The organism is Pseudomonas sp. TH49 (assembly GCF_016650625.1).
Lineage (GTDB): Bacteria > Pseudomonadota > Gammaproteobacteria > Pseudomonadales > Pseudomonadaceae > Aquipseudomonas > Aquipseudomonas fluorescens_H.
The window spans coordinates 215,450-239,685 of the sequence record NZ_JAEKFL010000002.1; the positions used below are offsets into that span (position 1 = coordinate 215,450).

The 24,236-nt window shown below is 60.4% G+C and carries 19 protein-coding genes and 1 pseudogene; 11 read left to right on the plus strand and 9 right to left on the minus strand.

The features are described 5' to 3' along the window. Nucleotides 1-197: 197 nt before the first annotated feature. Genes JFU48_RS18330 through JFU48_RS18340 form a run of 3 tightly spaced genes read right to left on the minus strand, consistent with a single transcriptional unit; the run spans nt 198 to nt 2,779 of the window. On the minus strand, nt 198-1,379 hold the full coding sequence (locus JFU48_RS18330; protein ID WP_201137219.1) for an acetyl-CoA C-acetyltransferase: 1,182 nt from the start codon (nt 1,377-1,379) through the stop codon (nt 198-200). An 11-nt stretch (nt 1,380-1,390) separates the two neighbouring features. Next, complete coding sequence (locus tag JFU48_RS18335) at nt 1,391-2,056, minus strand: CoA transferase subunit B (protein WP_003226176.1); 666 nt, start codon at nt 2,054-2,056, stop codon at nt 1,391-1,393. 24 nt (nt 2,057-2,080) lie between these two features. After that, entirely contained in the window at nt 2,081-2,779 is a 699-nt protein-coding gene (locus tag JFU48_RS18340; protein ID WP_201137220.1) for a CoA transferase subunit A, read from the minus strand. Nucleotides 2,780-3,028: 249 nt separating this feature from the next. On the opposite strand from JFU48_RS18340, the gene JFU48_RS18345 reads away from it, so the two are divergent. Continuing rightward, nucleotides 3,029-3,904, plus strand: coding sequence for a LysR family transcriptional regulator (locus tag JFU48_RS18345; RefSeq protein ID WP_045122537.1), 876 nt, complete (start codon nt 3,029-3,031; stop codon nt 3,902-3,904). A gap of 131 nt (nt 3,905-4,035) precedes the next feature. On the opposite strand, the gene JFU48_RS18350 is transcribed toward JFU48_RS18345, so the two are convergent. Both JFU48_RS18350 and JFU48_RS18355 read right to left on the minus strand, forming a co-directional pair. Beyond that, nucleotides 4,036-4,878, minus strand: coding sequence for an NAD-dependent protein deacetylase (locus tag JFU48_RS18350; protein ID WP_103484857.1), 843 nt, complete (start codon nt 4,876-4,878; stop codon nt 4,036-4,038). A gap of 153 nt (nt 4,879-5,031) precedes the next feature. Continuing rightward, the gene (locus JFU48_RS18355) at nt 5,032-6,078 is read right to left on the minus strand and encodes a class I SAM-dependent methyltransferase (protein ID WP_103484856.1); all 1,047 of its coding nucleotides are present in this window, start codon (nt 6,076-6,078) and stop codon (nt 5,032-5,034) included. Between the two features lie 556 nt (nt 6,079-6,634). On the opposite strand from JFU48_RS18355, the gene JFU48_RS18360 reads away from it, so the two are divergent. Further along, entirely contained in the window at nt 6,635-7,447 is an 813-nt protein-coding gene (locus JFU48_RS18360) for a class I SAM-dependent methyltransferase (RefSeq protein WP_201137221.1), read from the plus strand. A gap of 133 nt (nt 7,448-7,580) precedes the next feature. Here the strand turns inward: JFU48_RS18360 and pcsA are convergent, their stop codons facing one another. Continuing rightward, the gene (gene pcsA / locus JFU48_RS18365; RefSeq protein ID WP_201137222.1) at nt 7,581-8,303 is read right to left on the minus strand and encodes a phosphatidylcholine synthase; all 723 of its coding nucleotides are present in this window, start codon (nt 8,301-8,303) and stop codon (nt 7,581-7,583) included. Nucleotides 8,304-8,562: 259 nt separating this feature from the next. Between pcsA and JFU48_RS18370 the strand changes: the two are divergent. The 8 genes and pseudogenes from JFU48_RS18370 (at nt 8,563) to ligD (ending at nt 20,705) form a co-directional block, all read left to right on the plus strand. Further along, nucleotides 8,563-9,338: pseudogene (locus tag JFU48_RS18370) on the plus strand (tellurite resistance TerB family protein). A gap of 251 nt (nt 9,339-9,589) precedes the next feature. Beyond that, nucleotides 9,590-12,034 (plus strand): toxin VasX, encoded by a 2,445-nt coding sequence (locus JFU48_RS18375; protein WP_201137223.1) that lies wholly within the window; start codon nt 9,590-9,592, stop codon nt 12,032-12,034. Between the two features lie 47 nt (nt 12,035-12,081). Further along, the gene (locus tag JFU48_RS18380) at nt 12,082-13,287 is read left to right on the plus strand and encodes an ISL3 family transposase (RefSeq protein ID WP_201135813.1); all 1,206 of its coding nucleotides are present in this window, start codon (nt 12,082-12,084) and stop codon (nt 13,285-13,287) included. A gap of 99 nt (nt 13,288-13,386) precedes the next feature. Continuing rightward, a complete protein-coding gene (locus JFU48_RS18385) occupies nt 13,387-14,463 on the plus strand; it encodes a hypothetical protein (protein WP_201137224.1) in 1,077 nt (358 codons plus the stop codon). After that, nucleotides 14,453-15,562: a SoxR reducing system RseC family protein gene (locus tag JFU48_RS18390; protein WP_201137225.1), complete on the plus strand. Its 1,110-nt coding sequence runs from the start codon at nt 14,453-14,455 to the stop codon at nt 15,560-15,562. The genes JFU48_RS18385 and JFU48_RS18390 overlap by 11 nt, the downstream gene beginning before the upstream one ends. Nucleotides 15,563-15,725: 163 nt before the next feature. Then, nucleotides 15,726-17,105, plus strand: coding sequence for an iron-containing redox enzyme family protein (locus JFU48_RS18395; RefSeq protein WP_201137226.1), 1,380 nt, complete (start codon nt 15,726-15,728; stop codon nt 17,103-17,105). A gap of 10 nt (nt 17,106-17,115) precedes the next feature. After that, complete coding sequence (locus tag JFU48_RS18400; RefSeq protein WP_103484851.1) at nt 17,116-18,069, plus strand: methyltransferase; 954 nt, start codon at nt 17,116-17,118, stop codon at nt 18,067-18,069. Between the two features lie 17 nt (nt 18,070-18,086). Further along, a complete protein-coding gene (ligD, locus tag JFU48_RS18405) occupies nt 18,087-20,705 on the plus strand; it encodes a DNA ligase D (protein ID WP_201137227.1) in 2,619 nt (872 codons plus the stop codon). Here the strand turns inward: ligD and JFU48_RS18410 are convergent, their stop codons facing one another. Continuing rightward, nucleotides 20,706-21,107, minus strand: a complete 402-nt coding sequence (locus JFU48_RS18410) for a hypothetical protein (protein WP_045122535.1) — start codon at nt 21,105-21,107, stop codon at nt 20,706-20,708. Nucleotides 21,108-21,187: 80 nt separating this feature from the next. Next, nucleotides 21,188-21,502: a DUF2388 domain-containing protein gene (locus JFU48_RS18415; RefSeq protein ID WP_003226153.1), complete on the minus strand. Its 315-nt coding sequence runs from the start codon at nt 21,500-21,502 to the stop codon at nt 21,188-21,190. Nucleotides 21,503-22,063: 561 nt separating this feature from the next. Here JFU48_RS18415 and mqo point away from each other — a divergent pair. Then, entirely contained in the window at nt 22,064-23,710 is a 1,647-nt protein-coding gene (gene mqo, locus JFU48_RS18420; RefSeq protein ID WP_201137228.1) for a malate dehydrogenase (quinone), read from the plus strand. 82 nt (nt 23,711-23,792) lie between these two features. Here the strand turns inward: mqo and JFU48_RS18425 are convergent, their stop codons facing one another. Next, nucleotides 23,793-24,224, minus strand: coding sequence for a nuclear transport factor 2 family protein (locus tag JFU48_RS18425; RefSeq protein WP_201137229.1), 432 nt, complete (start codon nt 24,222-24,224; stop codon nt 23,793-23,795). Between the last annotated feature and the right edge of the window lie 12 nt (nt 24,225-24,236).

The window sequence follows — 24,236 nt, forward strand, 5'->3', positions numbered from 1 at the left end:
GCCCCTTCGCGAGCAAGCCCGCTCCCACCTTGGAATGCATTCCCCTGTGGGAGCGGGCTTGCTCGCGAAGAGGGAGGAACATTCACTGCAAATTTCAAAGGACAAAAAAACACCCGGTGCAACGCAAGTCGCACCGGGTTTTTGTTGCCAGCGAGCAGCGGATGTCGTGGATCCACCGCGCGCTGTGAACTCTTGGGTTAAGCGCGTTCCAGCGCCAGCGCTACACCCTGACCACCGCCGATGCACAGGGTCGCCAGACCTTTCTTCGCATCACGCTTGATCATTTCGTGCAGCAGTGTCACCAGCACCCGGCAACCCGACGCACCGATCGGGTGACCGAGGGCGATGGCGCCGCCGTTGACGTTGACCTTGTCCAGATCCCATTGCAGATCCTTGGCCACTGCCAGCGATTGCGCAGCAAAAGCTTCGTTGGCTTCGATAAGGTCGAGTTGGCCGATGTTCCAGCCCGCCTTGTCCAGGCAGCGGCGAGTGGCCGAGACCGGGCCGATGCCCATGATCGCCGGGTCTACACCGGCGTTGGCGTACGCGGCGATTTTTGCCAGCACCGGCAGGCCCAGGGCCTTGGCTTTCTCGGCGCTCATCAGGATCACCGCAGCGGCGCCGTCGTTCAGCGACGAAGCGTTGCCGGCGGTGACACTGCCGTCCTTCTTGAACGCCGGACGCAGTTTCGCCAGCGATTCGGCGGTGGTGTCGCCGCGTGGTTGTTCGTCGACCTTGAACGCTACCGGGTCACCTTTGCGCTGTGGGATCAGGATCGGCGTGATCTCATCGACAAAGCGCCCGGCCTCGATGGCCGCCGCCGCTTTGCGCTGCGAAGCGGCGGCGAAGGCGTCCTGCTGCTCGCGGCTGATGTCGTATTTATCGACCAGATTTTCGGCGGTGATGCCCATGTGGTAATCGTTGAACGCATCCCACAGACCATCGCTGATCATGGTGTCGACGATTTGCGCATGCCCCATGCGCAGACCGGTGCGTGCGCCCGGCATCACGTAGTTGGACAGGCTCATGTTCTCCTGACCACCGGCGATGATCACCTCGGCATCGCCGCAACGGATCGCCTGCGCGCCCAGGTGCAGGGCTTTCAGGCCCGAGCCGCAAACCTTGTTCAGGGTCATGGCCGGCACGGCGTGGGGCAGGCCGGCCTTGATCGCGGCCTGACGCGCCGGGTTCTGGCCGGCGCCGGCAGTCAGCACCTGACCCATGATCACTTCATCGACCTGCGCACCGTCCAGGCCTGTCTGTTCGAGCAACTGGCGAATCACCGCAGCGCCCAGATCCACCGCGGACACGCTGGCCAGCGAACCCTGGAAACTGCCGATCGCGGTGCGGGTGGCGGCAACAATTACGACTTCTTGCATTTTCGAATTCCTCACTGGGCAGCGAACTGCATTTCCGGTACGTGATCCGGGACGATCAGTTTACCAGCGGTTTTGGCGACGATTTCCTCGACGCTGACGCCAGGTGCGCGTTCCTTGAGGACAAAAGCGCCATTTTCGATTTCCAGATAGGCGAGGTCGGTCAGTACGCGCTTGATGCAGCCGGCGCCGGTCAGCGGCAGGCTGCACTTGGCCAACAGTTTGGACTCACCGTCCTTGGACGCGTGGGTCATGATCACGATGATGTTGTCGGCGCCAGCCACCAGATCCATCGCGCCGCCCATGCCCTTGACCAGTTTGCCGGGAATCATCCACGAAGCGATGTTGCCTTCGACGTCGACTTCGAACGCGCCGAGCACGGTCAGGTCGACATGCCCACCGCGGATCATCGCGAAGGATTCGGCGGAGTTGAAAATCGATGCACCGATGCGCGCGGTCACGGTCTGTTTGCCGGCGTTGATCATGTCGGCATCGATGGTGTCTTCAGTCGGAAAAGGCCCCATGCCGAGCAGGCCGTTTTCCGATTGCAGCATGACTTCCATGCCTTCGGGAATGTAGTTGGCGACCAGGGTCGGAATGCCGATGCCGAGGTTGACGTAGTAGCCGTCCTGCATTTCGCGGGCGACGCGCTGAGCCATTTGTTCGCGGGTAAGTGCCATGTTTTTATTCTCCGTCAGCCTGAATTATTTGCGGATGGTGCGCTGTTCGATGCGCTTTTCGAACGTGCCGCAAATGACCCGGTCGACGTAGACGCCGGGGGTGTGGATCTGCGACGGATCCAGCTCGCCGGGCTCGACGATTTCTTCGACTTCAACCACAGTGATCTTGCCGGCGGTGGCGGCCAGCGGGTTGAAGTTCTGCGCAGTGTGGCGGTAGATGACGTTACCGAAATGGTCGGCTTTCCAGCCTTTGACGATGGCGAAGTCGCCGGTGATGGACTCTTCCATCAGGTATTTGCGCCCGTTGAACTCGCGCACTTCCTTGCCTTCGGCGACCGGGGTGCCGACGCCGGTGGCGGTGAAGAAGGCCGGGATGCCGGCGCCGCCTGCGCGCATTTTCTCGGCGAGGGTGCCTTGCGGGGTCAGGATGACTTCGATGTCGCCCTTGAGCAGTTGCTCTTCGAACAGTTTGTTTTCGCCGACGTAGGAGGCGATCACCTTGCTGATCTGGCGGTCGGTCAGCAGCACACCGAGGCCGAAACCATCGACGCCGCAGTTGTTGGAAACCACGGTGAGGTCGCGGGTGCCCTTGCGCTTGATCTCGGCGATCAGGTTTTCCGGGATGCCGCACAGGCCGAAGCCGCCGGCGATCACGGTCATGCCGTCTTCCAGACCCGCCAGAGCTTCCTCGTAGGAACTCACGCGCTTGTCGAAACCTGCCATATGCACCTCTTTTATTGTTTGTCGGGCGGCTGGCTAGCCGAATGACTGGAGTGTCTCGCTGAGGGATATATTTGTTAAGTTGATTTTTAAGGTTGATTGATTGATAAAGCTCAATAGTTGACGCTATCCCTGTAGGAGCTGCCGCAGGCTGCGATCTTTTGATTTTGTTTTTTAAGATCAAGATCAAAAGATCGCAGCCTTCGGCAGCTCCTACAGTAGGTACGACGTTGAAACGGTAAGGTATCCAGTATGACCATCAAACAGATCCGCGCCTTCCTCGCCGTGGCCCAGAGCCTGAGCTTCGCTGTGGCCTGTGAGCGCCTGCACCTGTCGCAATCGGCACTGAGCCTGACCATCAAGGCGCTGGAAGAGGGGCTGGGTGGGCGGCTGTTCAGCCGCAACACGCGCAACGTGGCGCTGACTGCCGAGGGCGAATCGCTGCTGCCGCTGGCCCGGCGCCTGATCGCCGACTGGGACAACGCCGAAGACGAAATGCGCCAGCGCTTCAGCCTGCAACGCGGACGGGTGACGCTGGCGGCGATGCCATCGTTTGCCGGCAACCTGCTGCCGCCGATCCTCAAGACGTTCCGCGCGCGCTATCCGAACGTCAATGTCACGGTCAACGACGTGATCAACGAGCAAGTGCTGGAAATGGTCCGCGACCGGCAGGTGGAGCTGGGCGTGGCGTTCGAGCCGATGCAGAACACCTCACTGACGTTTACCCCGCTGTACATGGACCGCTTTGTCGCCGTGGTGCCACAGGATTCAGCGCTGGCCGGGCTTGGCGAAATCGACTGGCAGACCTTGCTGCAGGAACCGTTCATCACCCTGCAACGGCCGTCGACGGTACGGGTGATGCTCGAAGAACACTTGCAGGCCCGGGGTCTGAAACTGCCGGTGGAATTCGAAAGCCATCAACTGGCAACGGTCGGGCGCATGGTCGCCAGCGGGCTGGGAGTCAGTGCGGTACCGGCGTTGTGTGCCGAGCAGATGCAGGAGCTGGGTGCGTGTTGCCTGACCTTGAATGACTCGGTAGAACGGGCGATTGGTGTACTCACGGAACCGGGAAATGAACTGTCGGCAGCGGCGCAGGCACTGTTCGACATCCTCAAAGCCGAACACTGAACACTGAACCCTGAACTGCGATCCCATCCCTGTAGGAGCTGCCGAAGGCTGCGATCTTTTGATCTTGCTTTTAAAAAAACAAAGTCAAAAGATCGCAGCCTTCGGCAGCTCCTACAGGGGATTTTCGGCATTCAGGAAGTCAAGCGTTGCACCAGCAGCGGCAGCAGTTGCTCGCATGACGCCTCGATCTTCAGATCCAGCAGATCATCGGCGCGGGTCTTGCCCAGATTGATCGCCAGCAACGGCTTGCCCCGATCAGCAATCACCCGGCACAGACGAAACGCCGAATACGCCATCAGCGACGAACCCACCACCAGCAATCCCGCAGCATTCTCTGCCGCCGCCATGGCTCGCGCCGCTGTCGGTTGCGCCACGTTCTCGCCGAAAAACACCACGTCCGGCTTCATCCGTTCACCGGCGCAATACGGGCACTGCGGTGTCTGGAAGCGTGCTTCGAAGGCCGGGTCGAGCAGGGTATCGCCGTCCGGCGCCTGCACCGCGTCGACCCCGGCCAGATACGGATTCTGCTCGACCATCCGCTGCTGAATGTCGTCACGCGCGCTGCGCTGGCCGCAATCCAGGCACAACACCCGGTGCAGACTGCCGTGCAGTTCGATCACGTCCTGACTGCCGGCCTGATCGTGCAGGGTGTCGACGTTCTGCGTGATCAAGGCGCTGATCAGTCCCTGGCGCTGCAACTCGGCCAGTGCTGCATGCGCCGCATTCGGTCGCGCCTGACGCACCCGCGGCCAGCCAAGCATGGCCCGCGCCCAGTAGCGACGACGGGATTCCGGGGCGGCGAGAAATTCCTGATACATCATCGGCTGCCGGCCTCGACGCACTCCTTCGCTGTCGCGGTAATCCGGGATGCCCGACGGCGTGCTGATACCGGCGCCGGTCAGCACCAGGAAATCGCCATCGGCCATGGCCTGGTGCAAGGTATCGAGGTGTTCGCGGGTCGGGCTGTCGAGCATGGTCAGCACTCCGGGGAGGACGATGCCCGCAGGTTAGCATTAATCTTGTGGCGAGGGAGCTTGCTCCCGCTGGACTGCGCAGCAGGCCTGTTGTTGCGGTCGCTTCGCAACCCGACGGGAGCAAGCTCCCTCGCCACAGGTGATAGCGGTGATCTATTTGCGCGCCTCCAGAATCAGATTGAACGGCGTCTGCGTCGCCCGGCGGAAATGCTTGAACCCGGCCTCGGCAAACACCTTGCGCAAGCGCATTTCACCGGCCTGCGCACCCAGCCCCAGGCCGACTTCCTGCGACAGCGAATTCGGCGTGCAGATAAAGGTCGAGGCCGCGTAAAACAGTCGTCCAACCGGGTTGATGTTGTCGTCCAGTGCATCGTTGGCAAACGGCTCGACCAGCAGCACCGTGCCGTCATCCTTCAACGATTTAAACGCATGCCGCGCAGCGCCGACCGGGTCGCCCATGTCATGCAGGCAGTCGAAGTAGCAGATCAGGTCGTAGTCGCTGCCGGGGTAACTTTTGGCAGTGCTCTGGAGGAATTTCGCCCGGCTGCTGACGCCACCTTCTTCGGCGCGCTGGGTGGCGACGGTGATCGACGGCGCGTGGAAGTCAAAGCCGACGAATTGCGAGTTGGGAAACGCCTGCGCCATGATCACCGTCGAGGCGCCGTGGCCGCAGCCGATGTCGGCGACTTTGGCGCCGTCTTCAAGTTTGGCGATCACGCCTTCCAGCGCCGGCAGCCATTCCGCGATCAGGTGACCTTTGTAGCCGGGGCGAAAGAAGCGTTCGGTGCCGCTGAACATGCAGGGGTGGTGATCGCCCCAGGGCAGGGCGCCGTTGCCGCGCATGGCTTTGACCAGTTTGTCCTTGTCGTGGAAGAACGACGCCACCACACCGAGTCCGCCGGCGACATACACCGGCGAGTCTTCGACAGCCAGGGCCAGCGCCTGCTCTTCCGGCAGACGGAACTGACCATCGTGGTGTTCCATATAGCCGGACGCGGCGTGGGCGCTGAGCCATTCGCGCACCAGGCGCGGGTTGCAGGTGGTTTTTTCGGCGAGGGCTTGCGGGGTAATCGGCTGACTGTCGGCCATTGCCCGGTACAGCCCGAGTTCTTCGCCAACGATCACGTTCGCCAGCATTGCGGCGCCGCCCATGTCGTTGACCAGTTTGCCCATGAATGCATTGAGCCTTGATTCGTCCATCACGAGTGCTCCTGATACAGGATCACCGTCCGGTGGCAAAACGATGTCGAGGCATGGGCCGCAGGGCAGTGGTCACAGAAGTGGGCAGGGCACAGCTGACTCCGTCCTGCATTCCCCCTCGACCGGGTAATGAATCAGTCTAGCCGGGCTGGAGCAAGATGCAGCGTTTGTGGCACACACAATCCCCCTGTGGGAGCGGGCTTGCTCGCGAAGGCGTTGTATCAGTCAACTAATCGGCTAGCTGACACACCGCATTCGCGAGCAAGCCCGCTCCCACAGGGGATTTGTGATGCTCCATTCCGCCGTTTAGCGCCAGTCGCGGCCCGTTCACAGGTCGCGCACCATCAGCCATTGATCGTTGTCCCAGGCCCGAAAGCGCTCCAGCACGGTCGTGGCAATCCCACCAGTGTTTCGAGGGCTTTACAAAATCCCGCCACTCATCGGCCCGGCCACTGTTTTAGCGGCTCTTCGGACGATTGACTGGGACGCCGTTGACCCTCGGCGCGATAGTGGGGTGAGTGGGCCAGTCCCCCCAACCTGCAGCGGAGCACGATTGATGAGTACCCCCATTGATCTGACGGGCCTGAAAGAGCGCCAGAAAGTCGCCTGGGCCAGCGGCGATTATGCGGTGATCGGCACCACCTTGCAGATCGTCGGCGAAAACCTCGCCGAGGCCTGCGACTTGCGCTGCGATGAGGAGGTGCTGGATGTCGCCGCCGGCAATGGCAATGCGACTCTGGCGGCGGCGCGGCGCGGTTGTCAGGTGACCTCGACCGACTATGTCGCGGCGCTGCTGGAGCGTGGACAGGATCGGGCGCGGGCCGAGCATCTTGATGTGATTTTTCAGGTCGCCGATGCCGAAGCATTGCCGTTCGCCGACGAGAGTTACGACGCGGTGCTCTCGACGTTCGGCGTGATGTTCGCCCCGGATCAGGCCACCGCGGCTGCGGAATTGGCGCGGGTCTGCCGACGGGGCGGGCGGATCGGCCTGGCGAACTGGACGCCGGAAGGCTTTGTCGGCCAGATGTTCAAAGTCCTCGGCCGCCACGTGCCGCCGCCCGCCGTGGCCCAGCCGCCGTCGAACTGGGGCACCGAAGCGTGGTTGCACAGCCACTTCGATGAGCGCCAGTTCCTGCTGCAGGTCACGCGGCGCACGTTCAACTTCCGCTATCGCTCGGCGGCGCATTTCATCGACATTTTTCGCCACTGGTACGGGCCGGTGCACAAGGCCTTTGCGGCACTGCCGCCGGAAAGCGGGCAGGCGCTGGAGAGTGACCTGGCGGACCTGCTCAACCGCTCGAACCGGGTGGGAGAGCGATCGCTGGTGGTGCCGAGCGAGTATCTGGAGGTGGTCATCACCAAACGCTGAAAGATCAATGAAACCTTTGTAGGAGTGAGCCTGCTCGCGATGGCGGTGTGTCAGTAGAAAAATATCCGACTGACACACCGCCATCGCGAGCAGGCTCACTCCTACAGGGGAATGGTGTTTGGCAGGTATGGCGCTATTTCAAATGCGCCCCATCAACCCACTCCAGCGCCGTACGCCAGATGCAGATCCCCAGGAAGTACGCCGACGCCAGCAGCCACAAACCCATCACCAGCGGATTGATCACCGGGTGATTGAGCACCAGCGACAGGCTGCACAGCAGCCAGATCGCCGTGACCGCGATGTTGATCGGCATGAACCGGCGCACGCGGAACGGGTGGAGGAATTTCATGCGGGTGACGGTCAACAGCGCCAGACCGATGATGGTCAAAAAGGTGATCCACGGCCCCGGATTGATGATGTACAGGCACAGGGCAACCACGTTCCACGCGGCGGGGAAGCCGACGAAATAGTTGTCCTTGCTCTTCATGTTGACGTTGCAGAAACAGAACAGCGACGACACCAGAATCAGCGACACGCTCAGCAGAAAGGTGTAGTCGGGCAGGGGAATGTAGCGATAGATGAACAAGGCCGGGATGAACACGTAGGTCAGGTAGTCGATCACCAAATCGAGGATCGAACCATCGAAACTCGGCAGCACCGATTGCACGTTGACCTTGCGTGCGAGCGCCCCGTCGAGGCCGTCGACGATCAATGCCACGCCCAGCCACATCAGGCAATGGGTCGGCTGGTTCTCCAGCAGGGCGAGGGTCGCCAGAAATGCAGTGACCACGCCGGTCGCGGTAAAACCATGGGCGCCCCATGCTTTGAGCCTGGCGATGTGTACGGTCGATATCACAGGGGCGTTCTCCAGATAAATGAAGCAAGCCGGTTATCACCCTTTGGCAAAGGGCGCCGGCAAACCGGGTCGGGTTGCAGCTATCGACCGGTCAGGCCGGGATAAGGTTCATCACCTTTGAATCTTAGCTGGCCGCACAAAAAATACCTCGGCGAAATCCGCCGACGGCAGCCGGTGTCAGCCAAACGGTGCTGGCGCGCCGGCGTCGGCGGTCTATCGTTGCCTGACGCAGTTATTGCCAATGCCTGAGGACGAGATCATGAACACCAGCGATTTGCTCGAACAACTGCTGCGAGGCCAGGCCTCGGCGGGACAACAAGGTGCTGGTTCGGCCGGCGGTGGGCTGGGTGGACTGGGCGGCTTGCTCGGAGGCCTGTTGGGCGGCGGCGCGAGTACCGGCGCCAGTGGCGCGCAGTCCGGTGGGCTGGGCGGTTTGGGTGGATTGCTGGGGGCTTACTTGGCGGCGGTGGCGGCGGTGGCGGCGGTGGATTGGGCGGCGCGTTGGGCGGGGCACTCGGTGGCGGCGGTACACAAAGTCGTTCCGGCGGCACCAATTATGCGGCACTGGCCTCGCTGGGGATGATGGCGTTCCAGGCGTATCAGGCCTGGCAACGCAGCCAGGCATCGGCCGCACCACAGCAGATTCCACCAACCGCGAACCTGCTGGCCGGGCCCGAAGTTGAGGAACACGGGCATGCTGTGCTGCGGGCGCTGATCGCGGCAGCCAAGGCTGATGGTGAGATCGATGACCGGGAACGGCAGATGATCGATGAAGAGATTGGCAAACACACCGACGATCCAGAATTGCAGCAATGGTTTAACGCTGAAGTTGCCAAACCGCTGGATGCGAACGAAGTCGCGCAGGCGGCCAAAGGCGACCCGGCGACGGCCGCCGAAATGTACCTGGTCAGCGTGATCCTGGTGGACGACCAGCAAGACGCCGAACGCACCTACCTGGATGAACTGGCTGCGGCGCTGCAGATCGATCCGCAATTGCAGGTGCATCTGGAGCAACAGGCCAAGGGTCAGGTCTGAAGCAAAGGCCAATAATCCCGAACGTCGGCAGGCTACTCTGCGATAACAGGCCAGCCTGCCATTCTCTCTGTGACTGTCATCGCCTTCTGATTCGGCTTCCCAGATACGTCCTACACACAAAAGCGATTCGCCCGACTGCAGCAATCTGCTGACCCATGCAAAGTCCTGTGTCTGAAAAGACACGAGGACATGTGAATGCCTACCGCGGCCTATCCCGTCGCAATCAAAGGTGCCATCAGTAGGTGGCGGCCATGAAGCAACACCCGGCCATCCTCGACGCCGCCGCAGCCTCCAAGAAACCCTTCGGCTCCCTCGACAGCTGCCCGCTACAGCAAACCCACGTGCAGTTGCTGCCGTTGAGCTACGGTCTGGTGGAAAGGGCGTTCGATCCGAGCACGGAATTGAAGTTGCCGTACACCCTGACCGCCCGCCCGCTGGGAATTCGCCGCTTGCGCGACGGCTGGCTGTACATCATCGACAGCCTCAGCGGCGAGTTGTACGAGTACCGAATGCTCGACGGCATCGTCACCGCGCTTTTGCATCAGGGCAAAACGGTGGCTGAGGTTCAGCGCGCCGCCATCGAGGAGCGTCCGGCGCTGATCTTCTCCCGCCAAAGCACGCTGTACGTGACCTTCGCCGAAGTGCAGTGGACGGCAGGCAAATGCCATCAGGTGCTGGACAGCCGCGAGGAGCGAGACCACTTCATGCAAGCGGTCGATCTCGGGCCGGTGCATTGTCTGACCGGCGGCGAGCATTTACTGACCGTCGCCCAGACCCGACAGTGGCTGGCGGAGGTGGCGACCGGTGCGGAACCTGTCGCTGAAGGTGACGCCACGCGCATGCCGACCGTGCAGGTCAGCGACGCCCCCGAGCACGAACGCGAACCTTATCTGTGGGAGCAGCCGCAGCGTTTTCGCGCGGCACACATCGGCGAATTTCTCGGCCGGGTACGCGGGCCCTATCAGGACGACACATTGTTTCTGCTGGTCGACGACGATCTGGGGGTGATGCGCGACCTGGCCGAGTATCAGGACACTGTGGTCGGTTGGGTCGATGAATGGAGCAGCAGTGGCAACAACGCGCGCGATTACCTGCTGGCCAGTTACATCGAGTCCTTGAGTCAGCTCAGTGATCAGGACTTCGACGGTCTGGCCAAGGCCAGTGAGCAACCGCAGGCCAAGGCGCTGTTTGCCGATCTGGAACAACTGCCCGAGCCGGATCGGGAGAACACGCGCCGGGCGTTGCTCGACTATCTGAACAAGGGCGGGGATATCCAGCCCGATACGCCGGCACCGCCCGAGCTGCAAAAATTGCGTGCCAAGGGGATCGACGACGAAATGCAACCCAACCGTGCCGCGCCCACGGCTGAGGTGGATCGGCGTTTTTACACGCGGCGGTACTTTCTTGCAGTCGCCCCTGAGGACTTTGTCGAACGGCACCTGGAAATCCTGCTCAGCCTCGGCAAGGATCAGGAGCGTCGCATCAAGGATGTGCTCGACGGCCCGCTGCTCAGCGGCAAACGCGGGGTCAACGACCTGATCGACCGCCCGGCCATGGACGAGCGACTGAACCTGCTGCGCGACGATCTCGGCCGCTGGAATCGCCTGCTCGAACGCATCACCGTCGACCGCACGCAACTGCTGCTCGCCGGACGCTTCCACCGCGCCGCCTGGTACTACGACGCGCAAGTGGCGGCGCAACTTCATCAAGCGCTCAGCGCCGAGTACGCCTGCCTCAAGGATCTATGCCGCAGCGACGAAGCCAGCGAGAAAATGCTCGGGTTTGTGGAGCAACACCCGGAACTGACCCGAACCGCCTTCTACACCTTGCCGCTGCGCCTGCAATCGGAGCAGAGCGGGCAATACTCGACGCTGATCAACGCCGGTATGGCGACGTTCAACAACCTGCCGGACTGGCTGGCCAAACTGAAAAAGATCGAACAACCGCAACTGCCGGCCCTCGACGATATGCCCGAACACACCCGTGTTGTCGCGGCTGCCGTGCAGGACACCTACAGCCCGGCACTGAACCTGGGCCTTGACCGGGCGCTGGAAGGTTTCGACCTTGCGGGCGAGAAAATCCCCGACCTCGATGAACTGTTCCAGCGCCTGCCCAAAGCACTGCGCCTGCGCCTCTTCGACGCGGCAAAAACCAGCGGCGTGACCTTCACCGTCGCCAGCCCCACAGAACAGGCCGCGCTGCAAACCGTGATCAAAGAGCTGCTGCGCGAACGTGAATACCTGAAAACCCTCAACCGCGAACGCAACCAGCTCACCCACAACAAAAATCGCCCGGGCCACAAGACGCCAAGGGCGGTGGAGTTGCAGGAAGAGATTGTGCGGGTGCGGGCGCAACTGACCCAGGTGGAAGGACGGCTGGCGGCGGCGTTGAGCCCGATTGAAGAGCTACCGGATCGCTCGGCCCGGTTGTACGGCGCCACGCCTGCAAGAGCGGGGGTGACAGTGATGTTTCCTCCGGCACAGCAGGGGGAGTTGCGGAGTTTGTTGGGGAATATTCGGTTGGGGATCGGAGGGCTGTCCAGGACCAGTCTGGTGAAGACGGAAGGGATGGGGTTGGTGGTGGTTTTGGTGCAGGTGGTGAACTTGGTGGGGGCTATTAAAGAACTGACTAAACAAGCCAAAAATAAGGTTCTTCACGGAATCCCGGGAAACACAGAAACAAGAACGCCGATTTGATTGATGATGTTCGTGCGAGCAAACACATCTAACAAACCGGCGTTCTTATGCGCGATATTAATACTTTCCTTCCTTTTTGGGAGGGCTTTTCTGTTGTCACGATCAAGCCTGATGGCGACGCGCTTCAGATCGACCTGATTCCCCACGCCACCCGATTCCCTTCCTGTAGCGGCTGCCAAAAAACCTGTTCAACCACGCATGAGTATTGCGAGCGAACCGTCCGCGATTTACCGATTCTCGGCCGTGCGGTGCGCCTCAGCGTGTTGCTCAGGCGTGTTGTCTGTCGTGACTGTGGTAAACGTATGGAGGCCGTCAGTTGGCTGGACCGCTATGCCCGCATGACGCGGCGTTTGGCCGAGGCGGTCATTCAGGCCTGCGAACGCCTCCCCACACTGCATGTGGCTCAACTGTTCGGGTTGCATTGGGACACCGTTCGGTTGCTGGAGCGTCGAGCCTTGCAAGCGGCGTTGAGCGTTTTGCCAAAGGCGCAACCGCGACGTCTGGTGATGGACGAATTCGCCCTGTTCAAAGGTCATCGTTACGCCAGCGTGGTGCTGGATGCGGATACACGCCGCGTGCTGTGGATCGGTGAAGGCCGCAGCCGAGCAGCGGTCAGGCCTTTCTTCGAAGAATTGGGGCCAGAGGGTTGCGCTCGCATCGAAGCGGTGGCGATGGACATGAACACCGCTTTTGACCTGGAGGTTCGTCAGCACTGTCCCAACGCGCGAGTGGTCTACGACCTCTTCCATGTGGTGGCCAAATATGGCCGAGAGGTGATTGATCGGGTTCGCGTCGACGAGGCTAACCGGTTGCGTCACGACAAGCCGGCCCGCAAGGTTATCAAGCAGGCGCGATGGCTGTTGCTGCGCAATCCGCAGAACTTGAAAACGCCGGAACAACAGGTCCGCCTGGAGGATCTGCTGGCGGCCAACCAAGCGTTGATGACGGTCTATTTGATGAAGGCTGAACTCAAAACACTCTGGACTCCGAGTACTGCCTGGGGTTGGCGAGCGGCCTGGAAGCAATGGCTGCGCCATGCGCATGAAAGCGAAATTCCAGCTCTGATCCAGTTCGCCACACGGCTAAAGGGTTACTGGCGGGGCATCGTGAGCCGGGTTCGCTGGCCGATGCACACCGGTCAGTTGGAAGGAATAAACAATCGAATAAAGGTCATCAAGCGGATGGCGTACGGTTACCGGGATAGCGAATTCTTTTTCATGAAGATCAAGAGCGTCTTTCCCGGTAATCCGTGAAGAACCAAAAATAAGCGCACGTGGGCACCACTTTACGGTGCATTGGCAAGTACTGGGGCGGCGGGGTTCACGGCGGCTCAAAGTCTTGCTGATACAGCAATGAAAGCTCGTAGTACTGCGCTTGTTGCTGCGCTTCAACCCCATGCCTTGCAGCACGTCCATGTGCAAATGGGGAAATTGCATATTGGGCTGGGCGCTTTCAACTATGGTTTCGGATTAGTGTCATCAGCGATCAGTCTTAACAACCAGTACAAAAATTGGCAGCAGGCGATTCGCAGTGGAGACCACTCGGCTCAAGGTGCCGCCGCGCTGGCCACATTAGGCGCTGGCGGCATGGTAACGGTTAACGCGTATGGATTAAGTCATACCGTTCACGCCACTTTCACTGTATTGACTGCTCCGAACAAGGCCGCGCGAACTGCTGCCTGGGCCGCCGCCGGTACACGCCTTTCAACCGTGTTTTTTCGCTTCAATCTGGCGGGTGCGCTGTTCACCGTTTTGGAACTCAGTGGTACTTGGCTATATAACCGCTACAACCTCAGTGTTCACGATAAATGGCTGAAAATTACTCCTTGGAGCAGGGATGACGAGATGCGCGGCGATCACTCACTGCATGACTATCAAAGCTATCTAGCCTTTCTGATCCATGCACCTTACGCGCAACTGGGGCCTAACCCGTACGATTCCTGGCTGAAAAACCTGCTGTTTAAAGCCAAACCCAGCGATATCCATCTGGTGCTGCCCAGACTGACGCTGAATGATCTGCTGCCTCCTCTTGGCGGTAAGTCGACACATCGTTTAGGCATCGGCGCTCACCGTATTTCCCTGCCCTTACACAGCCAAGGAACGCCACGAGAACGCAAAGAGGTCATCAGTGATGAGGTCGTCAGTAGCCTACGCATCGTCGAGTCCACCCCTGAAAAATTGGTGCTCTGTCTTCAGTATCCGGTGGATCCCGACTCTGAGTTCACTCCAGCCAAGGAAACTCTGGAACTGGCAGTTTGCATTCAAGAATTGAACGACAAAGGCGAGTGGGCGTCGCGAACTCGCGTGATCCATCTGGATCCGAGAGGCGATGGTCACTTTTCAGTGATTGTTCCTGAGTTGGTCAAAGAAAAACCACCGATTTTGCTTGTCGAAACTCAGTTTTTAGAGCGGGCCGATCATGCCGAATAATCTCGTCGAGCCATTAGGTATACCGCAGCTTGAACAACCCAGAAAAGCAGGCGATATCGAGCCGTTTCCGAGCGGAAAAATTACTTATCTCTCTCCACTGCCATTACCAACACTAATGCCACCCTACGGCCCGCATATCGGAGAGTTGAATGATGTGTACATGGATTTTGGGTTGGGATCACCGCAGGTGTTTTCATGGCAAGTCATTTTGGGTGGACCACTAAGCGTTGCCTTCTCGGCGGCGTTCTTATTTCCGCTAATCGGCGGCTTCCTGTTCTTTTTGTTCGGGATGGGGTGGGATGACGTTTCTCACGCAATAGAAGGGCTTTTCAATGAAGGCAAAGGGGTTTCATTCCTGGTGGGATGTTTAATGCTCCTTATCGGCCTCAGCGTCTGGCACCACAACCACAAAAAACGCGCCACCCTCATCCCAACCCGCTTCAACCGCCAACGCCGCGAAGTCTGCTTCATGCCCGAAGGTGCCACCGAACCTGTCTTCGTCCCATGGGAATCCCTTTCCGCCTGGATCATCGAAGCCCAGGGCGCGACCCAATACGGCATCCACCGCCAATACGGCATGGGCATCGGCTTCTACCACGGCGAAACCCTCACCAGCCTCGAATTCCCCTGCGCCGCGCTGCCCCTCGCCATCAGCCATTGGGAAGCCATTCGCGGCTACATGGAATACGAGGTCAACGACCTCAAATCGATTCAGGATCTACAAGACCTGCAAGGCCCCGACGACCCGCCCCACGAAGGCCTGCACACCTTCCACAACGCCCGCGCACGCATGCACCAGCAGATTCGCGACGGCTCACGCACGCGGCTGTCCGGCTTCTTTTGGTACCTGTATCACGTCATGACCCTATGGACGATTCCCAACCGCCTCGTCGAATGGGAAGTGCGCCGCCTCGGAAGAATCGGCAAGCAAACCCTGCCTGAGGTCATGCGCGAGTGGTCGGAGCCGCTGCCGGAAGATCAATGGGCCAAGCCGAGTGAGGAGTTGCTGCGACTGAGTGATCAGGTGCGACAGATGCAAAAACGCCAGCGGCATCGGCCGATCACAGAGATTTTTGCAGAGGTGCAACGAGTAGTCTGAACCTAAGGGGTTTTCGATCGGCAGACGGAGAGCACATCAATTAGGCTTCGCCGTCCGTCAGGGCAATTTTCATGTCGATTGAATTTTTCTCCGTAACGGTTGCTCTGCTGCTGTAGAGGCGTGAAACAACGCCCTGACCGGCCAACCGAGCGAGAACACTGACATGACTGCCCTGACCCCTCTGCATGCGCCGAGTGCGCAGCACCAGCCCATCACTGCCAACGGTGAATTGCGGCGTATTTATGAGGCACTGCTGCTCGAGGATCAGCCTGAAAATCTTGCGCAGGATTTTCTCGCCGAGCAGTTGCAGCGTGCCGCGCTGCTACCCGAGGAATTGCCGCAGGATCCGTCTGCCTGGCAGGCCTGGGTCGCCCGACATTGCACCGACGTTGCCCGGCAATACGCCGACTACCTGCAACAGCGCAAGGCTGGCGGGCCGCGCCAGTTCTTCAGCAACAAGGCCCATGCGCTGTATTTTCTGCAAGCCGTGGCGCCGACCAAACTGGTGGATGGCGCGTGGTTGTACGGTTTGTTGCCGCAGTGGCGCGACCCGCGTTTCGACGGGTTGCTGTGTACCTATCTGGAAGAACTCGGCGACGGCAATCCTGCGCAGAATCATGTGGTGATCTATCGCAAACTGCTCGCTGAGCATGGTTTGCAGGACGCCAGCGCCATCGCTGACGAACGCTATCTGCAAGGCGCGCTGCAACTGGCGCTCGGCGCCTGTGGCGAAAGCTTTCTGCCCGAGGTGATCGGCTACAACCTCGGCTACGAACAATTGCCGCTGCACTTGCTGATCAGTGCCTATGAACTCAGCGAGCTGGGCATCGATCCGTACTACTTCACCCTCCACGTGACCATCGACAACGCCAGCACCGGTCATGCGCAAAAAGCCGTGCAGTCGGTGCTCGACCTGCTGCCACTGGAAGCTGATCGTGGCGAATTCTTGCGCCGGGTGTCTTTGGGCTATCGACTCAATGACCTGGGACAGGGCAGCCGTGCGATCATCGAAGGTTTCAACCTTGAACAGGAAGTGCTGGCGATGCTCGAGCGCAAACGTCCGTTCGGTCAGCACATGCATTCCGACTACTGCCGCTTCGAAGGCAAAACCGTCAATCAGTGGCTGGCCACCCCCGAGCAATTGCCCGGATTCCTTCAGGCGATGCAGGACAAAGGCTGGATCAAACGCAATCAAGACCCGCAGGCCAGCCGTTTCTGGCAGTTGATCGATGGTGACGGTGCGGCGATGTTCGGCGTGTTCAGCCCTTATGAAAAGCAGCTGCTGCACGACTGGATTGCCGGCGACTGGACGCCGTCCGAGAAAGCCCAGGCGCCAAGACGCACTCGTCAGGTCGCCACCCCGGACGCCGCCGTGCCCGAACACGATCCCGATGTGCAGCGCCTGACATCTGCGCTGCAAGGTCAGGACGGTCACGCGCAAATGGCGACGCTGATCCCATGGTTGTCACCGGCCCGGCACGCGCACCCGGCGGGTCTGCTGGCGACACGTCGCTTCATCGAACTCAAATCCAGTCTGCGCTAAGGAAATCCCCATGAATCAGGAAGAACAACTGTCCGCCAACGACCTGACACTGCTGCAACTCGGCCGGCGCTTGCAGGCTGACGGCTACCGTTTCGTCACGCCGACGCCCTTGACTCATCAGCGCGTCAACCAGCGTGACGAAGGGCAGGTCGCCGACACCCTGCGCGACGTCTTCGGCTGGTCGCGCCCGTTCGAGCCGGGGCTGTTGTCTGCCGACGAACAACGGCAATTGCAGGATGCGCAAGTGATTGACGTCTACGACGGCCGCTTGAAGAGCCGGGTGCGCTGGTCGAGTCTGGATGACTTGCTGTTCGTGCATTCGGGCTTTCCCACCGACGCCGCCGACTCGGTATTTTTCGGTCCCGACACCTATCGTTTTGCGCAACTGATTCACGCGCATCTGCAGCAGAGTTTTGCGCCGATCCAGCGTGCCGTGGACATCGGCTGCGGTGCCGGTGTCGGGGCGATTCTGATTGCCCGCGCCCGGCGTGAAGCGCAAGTGCTGGCGGTGGACATCAACCCCGCCGCGCTGCGCCTGACCGCGATCAACGCGGCATTGGCCGAGGTCGCCAATGTCGAGGTGCAGGCCAGCGATGTGTTGCAGGGCACCGAAGGCAGCTTCGACCTGATTGTCGCCAACCCGCCGTACATGGCCGACCCGGCCGGGCGTGCCTATCGGCATGGCGGTGGCTCGCTCGGCGCCGGATTGTCGCTGCGTATCGTCGAGCAGGCGCTCAATCGGCTGGCCCCCGGTGGCTCGTTGCTGCTGTACACCGGCGTGGCCATGGTCGATGGCCGCGATCCGTTTTTCGACACCGTGGTGCCGCGCCTGGATTCGACGCGATTCGCCTGGACCTATCGCGAACTGGACCCGGACGTGTTCGGTGAAGAGTTGTTGAACCCCGGTTACCAGCGAGTGGACCGGATCGCGGTGGTCGCGCTGACCGTGACCCGCATTGGCTGACACAAGGCAGGTGCGCCATGACCCGAAACCTCGACGACTACAACCGCATGCGCGATTTTTCGGCGACGTCCGAGCCCGCCGCCGTCAAACGCCGTGGCCGCAGCAAGGCCAGTGACCATGCGCTGCAGTTCTGCATTCAGAAGCACGACGCTTCGCACCTGCATTACGACTTTCGCCTGGAACTCGATGGCGCGCTGAAGAGCTGGGCGGTGCCGAAGGGGCCGTCGCTCGATCCAAAGGTCAAGCGCCTGGCGGTGCACGTCGAAGACCATCCGCTGGATTACGCGACGTTCGAGGGCAGCATTCCCGAGGGGCATTATGGCGCGGGCGATGTGATCGTCTGGGATCGCGGCGTGTGGATTCCGCTGGAGGATCCGGCCAAGGCCTACGCCAAGGGCAAACTCAAGTTCGAACTGCAAGGCGAAAAGCTGTCCGGCATCTGGAATCTGGTGCGCACGCACATGCCGGGCAAGAAGGAAAACTGGTTTCTGATCAAACATCAGGACAGCGCCGCCCGCCCGCAAGACGACTATGACGTGCTCAGTGCAGAGCCGGACAGTGTGCTCAGCGAGCGTACCCTGATCAGCAAACCGAGGCTCGCCGCCGAGCAAGCCAAACCTGTGAAAAAGTCTGCGGGCAAACCTCGCAAAGCGGCGTCCGGAACACTCACCGGAGCACGCAAGGCCAAACTGCCGGCGCAACTCAAGCCGGAACTGGCGACCCTGGTCGACAGCGCACCCGAAGGGCAGTGGAGCTACGAGATCAAATTCGATGGCTACCGGATCATGGCGCGCATCGATCACGATCAGGTGCAACTGTTCACCCGCAACGGTCACGACTGGACGCACAAACTGCCGCAACAGGCGCAAGCCCTCGCTGAGCTTGGCCTTGAATCCGCATGGCTGGACGGCGAAGTGGTGGTCACCAACGAGCGCGGTGTACCGGACTTTCAGGCGCTGCAAAACGCCTTCGAAGCCGGGCGCAGCGCCAGCATCATGTACTACCTGTTTGACATGCCGTACCTCAACGGTGTCGACCTGCGCGAAGTGCCGGTCGAGGAGCGCCGCGCCGCGTTGTCCACGGTGCTCGGTGGGCATGAACAGCCGTTGCTGCGCTTCTCCGAAGCCTTCGACGAAACGGCGGACGCACTGCTCAACAGCGCCTGCCAGATGCAGATGGAAGGGTTGATCGGCAAACGCCTCGGCTCGCCTTACGTGTCGCGGCGCAGCAGTGACTGGATCAAGCTCAAATGCAAGCATCGGCAGGAATTCGTGGTCGTCGGCTACACCGATCCGAAAGGTTCGCGCAGTGCGTTCGGCGCGTTGCTGCTGGGCCTGCATGATCGCGACAGCGGCGAGTTGCGCTATGCCGGCAAGGTCGGCACCGGGTTCAACGAAACCACGCTGAAAAGCATCCTCGCCCAGCTCAAACCGTTGCAGGTGAAGAAGGCGGCGGTGGTCAATCCGCCGAGCGGCTTCGAAGCCAAAGGCGTGCATTGGCTCAAACCGAATCTGTTGGCAGAAGTGGCGTTCGCTGAAATGACCAAGGACGGCTCGGTACGCCACGCCGTGTTCCATGGTCTGCGCAATGACAAACCGGCCAAGGCGATTACCGAGGAGCGAGCGAAACCCGTGAAAACTTCAGCGAAAGCCACCCCTGCGAAAAAAGCTGCCGCGTCAAAGAAAGCTAGCGAATCAAACAAAGCGGCTGAGTCAAAGAAAGCCGAACCGGCGCCATCACAGCTTGGCCTCGCCAGCGGCAAGGTGCGTATCACTCACCCGGATCGGGTGATCGATGCGGTCAGCGGCACCACCAAGATGCAACTGGCCGAGTATTACGCCAGCGTCGCCGAGTGGATTCTGCCGCAGCTCAAGGATCGCCCGGTCGCGCTGGTGCGGGCGCCGGACGGCATCGCCGGCGAGCTGTTCTTCCAGAAAAACGCCGAGCATCTGGCGATTCCCGGCATCACCACGCTGGACAAGGACGTCACTGGCCAGCCGGTGATGCTGATCAACAACGCCGAAGCGTTGATCGGCGCGGTGCAGATGAGCACGGTCGAGTTGCACACCTGGAACGCCACCACGGTCGATCTGGACAAGCCTGACCGGTTTGTCCTCGATCTCGACCCCGACCCGGCATTGCCATGGAAAAGCATGGTGGAAGCCACGGCACTGACCCTGACCGTACTCGATGAACTGGGACTCAAGGCGTTCCTCAAGACCAGCGGCGGCAAGGGCATTCACCTGGTGGTGCCGTTGACGCGCAAACTTGGCTGGGATGAGGTCAAGGACTTCAGCCATGCGATCGTCAGCCATATGGCCAAGCTGTTGCCTGAACGGTTTTCTGCGGTTTCGGGGCCGAAGAATCGGGTTGGACGGATCTTCATCGACTATCTGCGTAACGGTCTTGGCGCGACGACGATCTGCGCTTACGCCGCGCGCACCCGTGAAGGCTTGCCGGTATCGGTGCCGATTTATCGCGAAGAGGTGGCCGAGCTGAAGGGGGCCGATCAGTGGAACGTGAGCAACGTCCACCAGCGCCTGGCGGAGGTCGGTGACGAGCCGTGGGCAGACCTGAAGAAAACCCGCCAGAGCATCACCGCAGACATGCGCAAACGGCTGGGCCTGAAAAAGTAATCAGGCGTCGCGCAGCAAGTCATGAGCGTTGAGTAGCTCGAAAGCAATTTCCGGTCGATTTTCCAGACCTCGGCGGATCGCCGCCGGGATTGCTTGCCGGGTTTTGCGGCACAGGCCGGGCAGTTCGTCGATGACGATTGCAATGCCGCGCATGGTGCGCACCTCATTGAAGCCCGGTGCGACGTCCACGCGAATGCCCAACTGCTCGAACATCTTGCGCTGCAGGCGTTCGAGATCGGCCAGACTCTGCAGGTTTTCCAAACGTTCGAGCAGGCGCTTTTCTTCCTGCCGGGTCAGCAGCAAGATGCGCATATCCGCGCCGGGCGTTTCCAGCAACGGATCGCGCCCGCAAATACAGGCGCCGGGTGGACAGGGCGAGCGAATGGGCAAAGGAGTCGTCATGGCCTCCATCATAGAGGCCGTTTGGCCAATTTGCCCATGGTCGCTCAGTTCCCATCCATCGGCGGTACTGTACGGGGCTGTTACTGATTCAGGCCTTCGTAATGCGCCAGTATCGCGTTGGCCAGCTCTTCATCACTGGCGTTGATGCCGGGATTGTCCTGCCGCACCTGTTGCAATACAGACTCCAGATAGACCCCTCGGATCGCACCGTCGCTGGCGACAAATGCCGTCAGGTCGTCACGGGCGGGGATGACCATCTTGTGGTCCTTGAAGGTTGAATAAAGCGAAGCGGATACCCCGGCCGAGGTAGCGACGTCCTTGGCATCCACACGGGCCATGGCCGAGCCGAATGGCAGGCATAAGATTAACGACGAAACGAGCAATAACTTGCGCATGACGGTGTTCCTCCACAAGCGCGAAGCAAAAGGGAAGTACTACATAGCGTGAGAGGTGTGCGAAAGGAGGGAGTTCCATCGAAGCACAGGACTCAGTGAGCGCCTGGTGAGCAAGGCACCTGCTATTAACTGTAGACCCGATTTGCCTGCCAGCCCTGCGCGAATCGCTGAAAGACTTCAGCCAGAGCGGCCGCAGGGTCATGTTCCGCCCAGGCCGGCCGATAAAGCCCAGAGCGGAAAAAGACTCTCAAGTCGGGAACAGACGCGCGGGTTTGCCCTGACGTGATATTCTTCGCGCCAACTTGGTTTGACCTAATTCAGTTTGCCTGCCCTTGGGCGGGCTGACGGAATCCCTGTCGCTCAAGTAGCTGAAGCCAATAATGATAAGAAGTCAGTTCAGAAGGGACATTAACTGAGGTCGATGCAGTCCGTCGGCCTTGTGTGCCCACCCGTCAAAATTGCAGTGTGAAGGTGCTCGCGACCCTGGCCTGAGTGTCGCGAAAAAGGCTCCCACACGTACAACAGCGGCGGGCGGAAGGCGTTTTATCATAGGTGCAACAGATGTTTAAGAAAGTGAACACGGCCTTGCTGGGGCTGGCTTTGGCGATGGGGATGTCTTCCGCCAATGCTGCAGAAGCGAAGAAAGTAGATGTACTGCTGATCGGCGGCGGCATCATGAGCACCACCCTGGGTGTGTGGATCAATGAGCTGGAGCCAAGCTGGTCGATGGAAATGGTCGAGCGCCTGGACGGCGTCGCCCTGGAAAGCTCCAACGGCTGGAACAACGCCGGTACCGGTCACTCCGCCCTGGCTGAGCTGAACTACACCCCGGAAGACGACAAAGGCAACGTAACGATCCCGAAAGCCGTCGAGATCAACGAAGCGTTCCAGGTGTCCCGTCAGTTCTGGGCCTGGCAGGTTCAGCAAGGCGTTCTGAAGAACCCTCGCTCGTTCATCAACACCACTCCGCACATGAGCTTCGTGTGGGGCGATGACAACATCAAGTTCCTGAAAAAGCGCTACGAAGCCCTGCAAGCGAGCCCGCTGTTCGCCGGCATGCAGTACTCCGAAGACCCGGCTGTGATCAAGAAGTGGGTTCCGCTGATGATGGAAGGGCGTGACCCGAACCAGAAAATCGCGGCCACCTGGAGCCCGCTGGGTACCGACATGAACTTCGGCGAAATCACCCGCCAGTTCGCCGGTTACCTGCAGACCAAGCCTAACTTCGATCTGAAGCTGTCGAGTGAAGTCGAAGACATCACCAAGAACGCCGACGGCACCTGGCGCGTCAGCTACAAAAACCTGAAAGACGGCACCAAGACCGAAACCGACGCCAAGTTCGTGTTCATCGGCGCCGGTGGCGGCGCTCTGCATCTGCTGCAGAAGTCGGGCATTCCTGAAGCCAAGGAATACGCTGGCTTCCCGGTCGGCGGCTCGTTCCTGGTGACCGATAACCCGGCCATCGCCGAGCAGCACCTGGCCAAGGCCTACGGTAAAGCTTCGGTTGGCGCACCGCCGATGTCGGTTCCGCACCTGGACACCCGTGTTCTGGACGGCAAGCGCGTCATCCTGTTTGGCCCATTCGCGACCTTCAGCACCAAGTTCCTCAAAGAAGGCTCGTACCTGGACCTGCTGACTAGCACCACCACCCACAACATCTGGCCTATGACCAAGGTCGGCATCAAGGAATACCCGCTGGTCGAGTACCTGGCCGGTCAACTGATGCTGTCGGATGAAGACCGCATGAACGCGCTGAAGGAATACTTCCCGAACGCCAAAGCCGAAGACTGGCGCCTGTGGCAAGCCGGCCAACGCGTGCAAATCATCAAGCGTGATGAAGCCGCTGGCGGCGTGCTGAAACTGGGCACCGAAATCGTTGCTGCACAAGACGGCTCCATCGCCGGCCTGCTGGGCGCATCGCCAGGCGCGTCTACCGCTGCACCGATCATGCTGAGCGTGCTGCAGAAAGTCTTCAAAGACAAAGTCGCCACCCCTGAGTGGCAAGCCAAGCTGCACCAGATCGTGCCAAGCTACGGCACCCAGCTGAACAGCGATCCGGCCAAAGTGGCACAAGAGTGGGCGTACACCGCCAAAATCCTCGAACTGCCGACGCCTCCGGTGATTGGTCAGGCTGCTGCTCCGGCCGCACCTGCTGCTGAAAAAGCTGCGGCGCCGAAGGTAAATGCTGCACGTGACATGGCTCTGTAACTAGACGCCAGATACGCAAAAGCCCACTGCACCGGTAACGGTCAGTGGGCTTTTTTATGCCACAACCCCCCTTCGGCAGCTCCTACACAGGTTTCGCTTTTGCCAGATAGGCGCCAAGCCGCCGCCCCATCTCTTCCCCCAGCGCCTGCAACCCGCTCAACGGCCGCACCATCACCTCGAACTCGACAATTTTCCCGCTCTCATCAAAGCGAATCATGTCGATGCCTTTCAGTTCTTTCGTGCCCACCTTCGCACTGAACTCCAGCACCACATTCAAACCATCGGCAGTCGCCAGTTCGCGGTGGTATTTGAAATCTTCAAAGACGTTGAACACGGTGTTGAGGATCATCGTCACCACTTGCGCGCCGGGGTAGGGCGAGTGGGCCATCGGCGAGCGGAATACCGCGTTCGGATCGAGCAGTTCGGGCAAGGGCTTGAGGTTGCCGGTGCGGATCATCTCGTGCCAGTGCTTCAGGGATTCGGCGGCGTTGGGGTGCAGGTTCAGTTCGGACATTGACCACTCCTG

Coding starts and splice junctions, on each gene's coding strand:
- JFU48_RS18340 (WP_201137220.1), bottom strand. CDS start 2,779: ATGGCAGGTTTCGACAAGCGCGTGAGTTCCTACGAGGAAGCTCTGGCG.
- JFU48_RS18355 (WP_103484856.1), bottom strand. CDS start 6,078: ATGGACGAATCAAGGCTCAATGCATTCATGGGCAAACTGGTCAACGAC.
- ligD (WP_201137227.1), top strand. CDS start 18,087: ATGACCCGAAACCTCGACGACTACAACCGCATGCGCGATTTTTCGGCG.
- JFU48_RS18375 (WP_201137223.1), top strand. CDS start 9,590: ATGAAGCAACACCCGGCCATCCTCGACGCCGCCGCAGCCTCCAAGAAA.
- JFU48_RS18400 (WP_103484851.1), top strand. CDS start 17,116: ATGAATCAGGAAGAACAACTGTCCGCCAACGACCTGACACTGCTGCAA.
- JFU48_RS18330 (WP_201137219.1), bottom strand. CDS start 1,379: ATGCAAGAAGTCGTAATTGTTGCCGCCACCCGCACCGCGATCGGCAGT.
- JFU48_RS18390 (WP_201137225.1), top strand. CDS start 14,453: ATGCCGAATAATCTCGTCGAGCCATTAGGTATACCGCAGCTTGAACAA.
- mqo (WP_201137228.1), top strand. CDS start 22,064: ATGTTTAAGAAAGTGAACACGGCCTTGCTGGGGCTGGCTTTGGCGATG.
- JFU48_RS18380 (WP_201135813.1), top strand. CDS start 12,082: ATGCGCGATATTAATACTTTCCTTCCTTTTTGGGAGGGCTTTTCTGTT.
- JFU48_RS18335 (WP_003226176.1), bottom strand. CDS start 2,056: ATGGCACTTACCCGCGAACAAATGGCTCAGCGCGTCGCCCGCGAAATG.
- JFU48_RS18385 (WP_201137224.1), top strand. CDS start 13,387: ATGAAAGCTCGTAGTACTGCGCTTGTTGCTGCGCTTCAACCCCATGCC.
- JFU48_RS18350 (WP_103484857.1), bottom strand. CDS start 4,878: ATGCTCGACAGCCCGACCCGCGAACACCTCGATACCTTGCACCAGGCC.
- JFU48_RS18410 (WP_045122535.1), bottom strand. CDS start 21,107: ATGACGACTCCTTTGCCCATTCGCTCGCCCTGTCCACCCGGCGCCTGT.
- JFU48_RS18395 (WP_201137226.1), top strand. CDS start 15,726: ATGACTGCCCTGACCCCTCTGCATGCGCCGAGTGCGCAGCACCAGCCC.
- JFU48_RS18360 (WP_201137221.1), top strand. CDS start 6,635: ATGAGTACCCCCATTGATCTGACGGGCCTGAAAGAGCGCCAGAAAGTC.
- JFU48_RS18345 (WP_045122537.1), top strand. CDS start 3,029: ATGACCATCAAACAGATCCGCGCCTTCCTCGCCGTGGCCCAGAGCCTG.
- JFU48_RS18415 (WP_003226153.1), bottom strand. CDS start 21,502: ATGCGCAAGTTATTGCTCGTTTCGTCGTTAATCTTATGCCTGCCATTC.
- JFU48_RS18425 (WP_201137229.1), bottom strand. CDS start 24,224: ATGTCCGAACTGAACCTGCACCCCAACGCCGCCGAATCCCTGAAGCAC.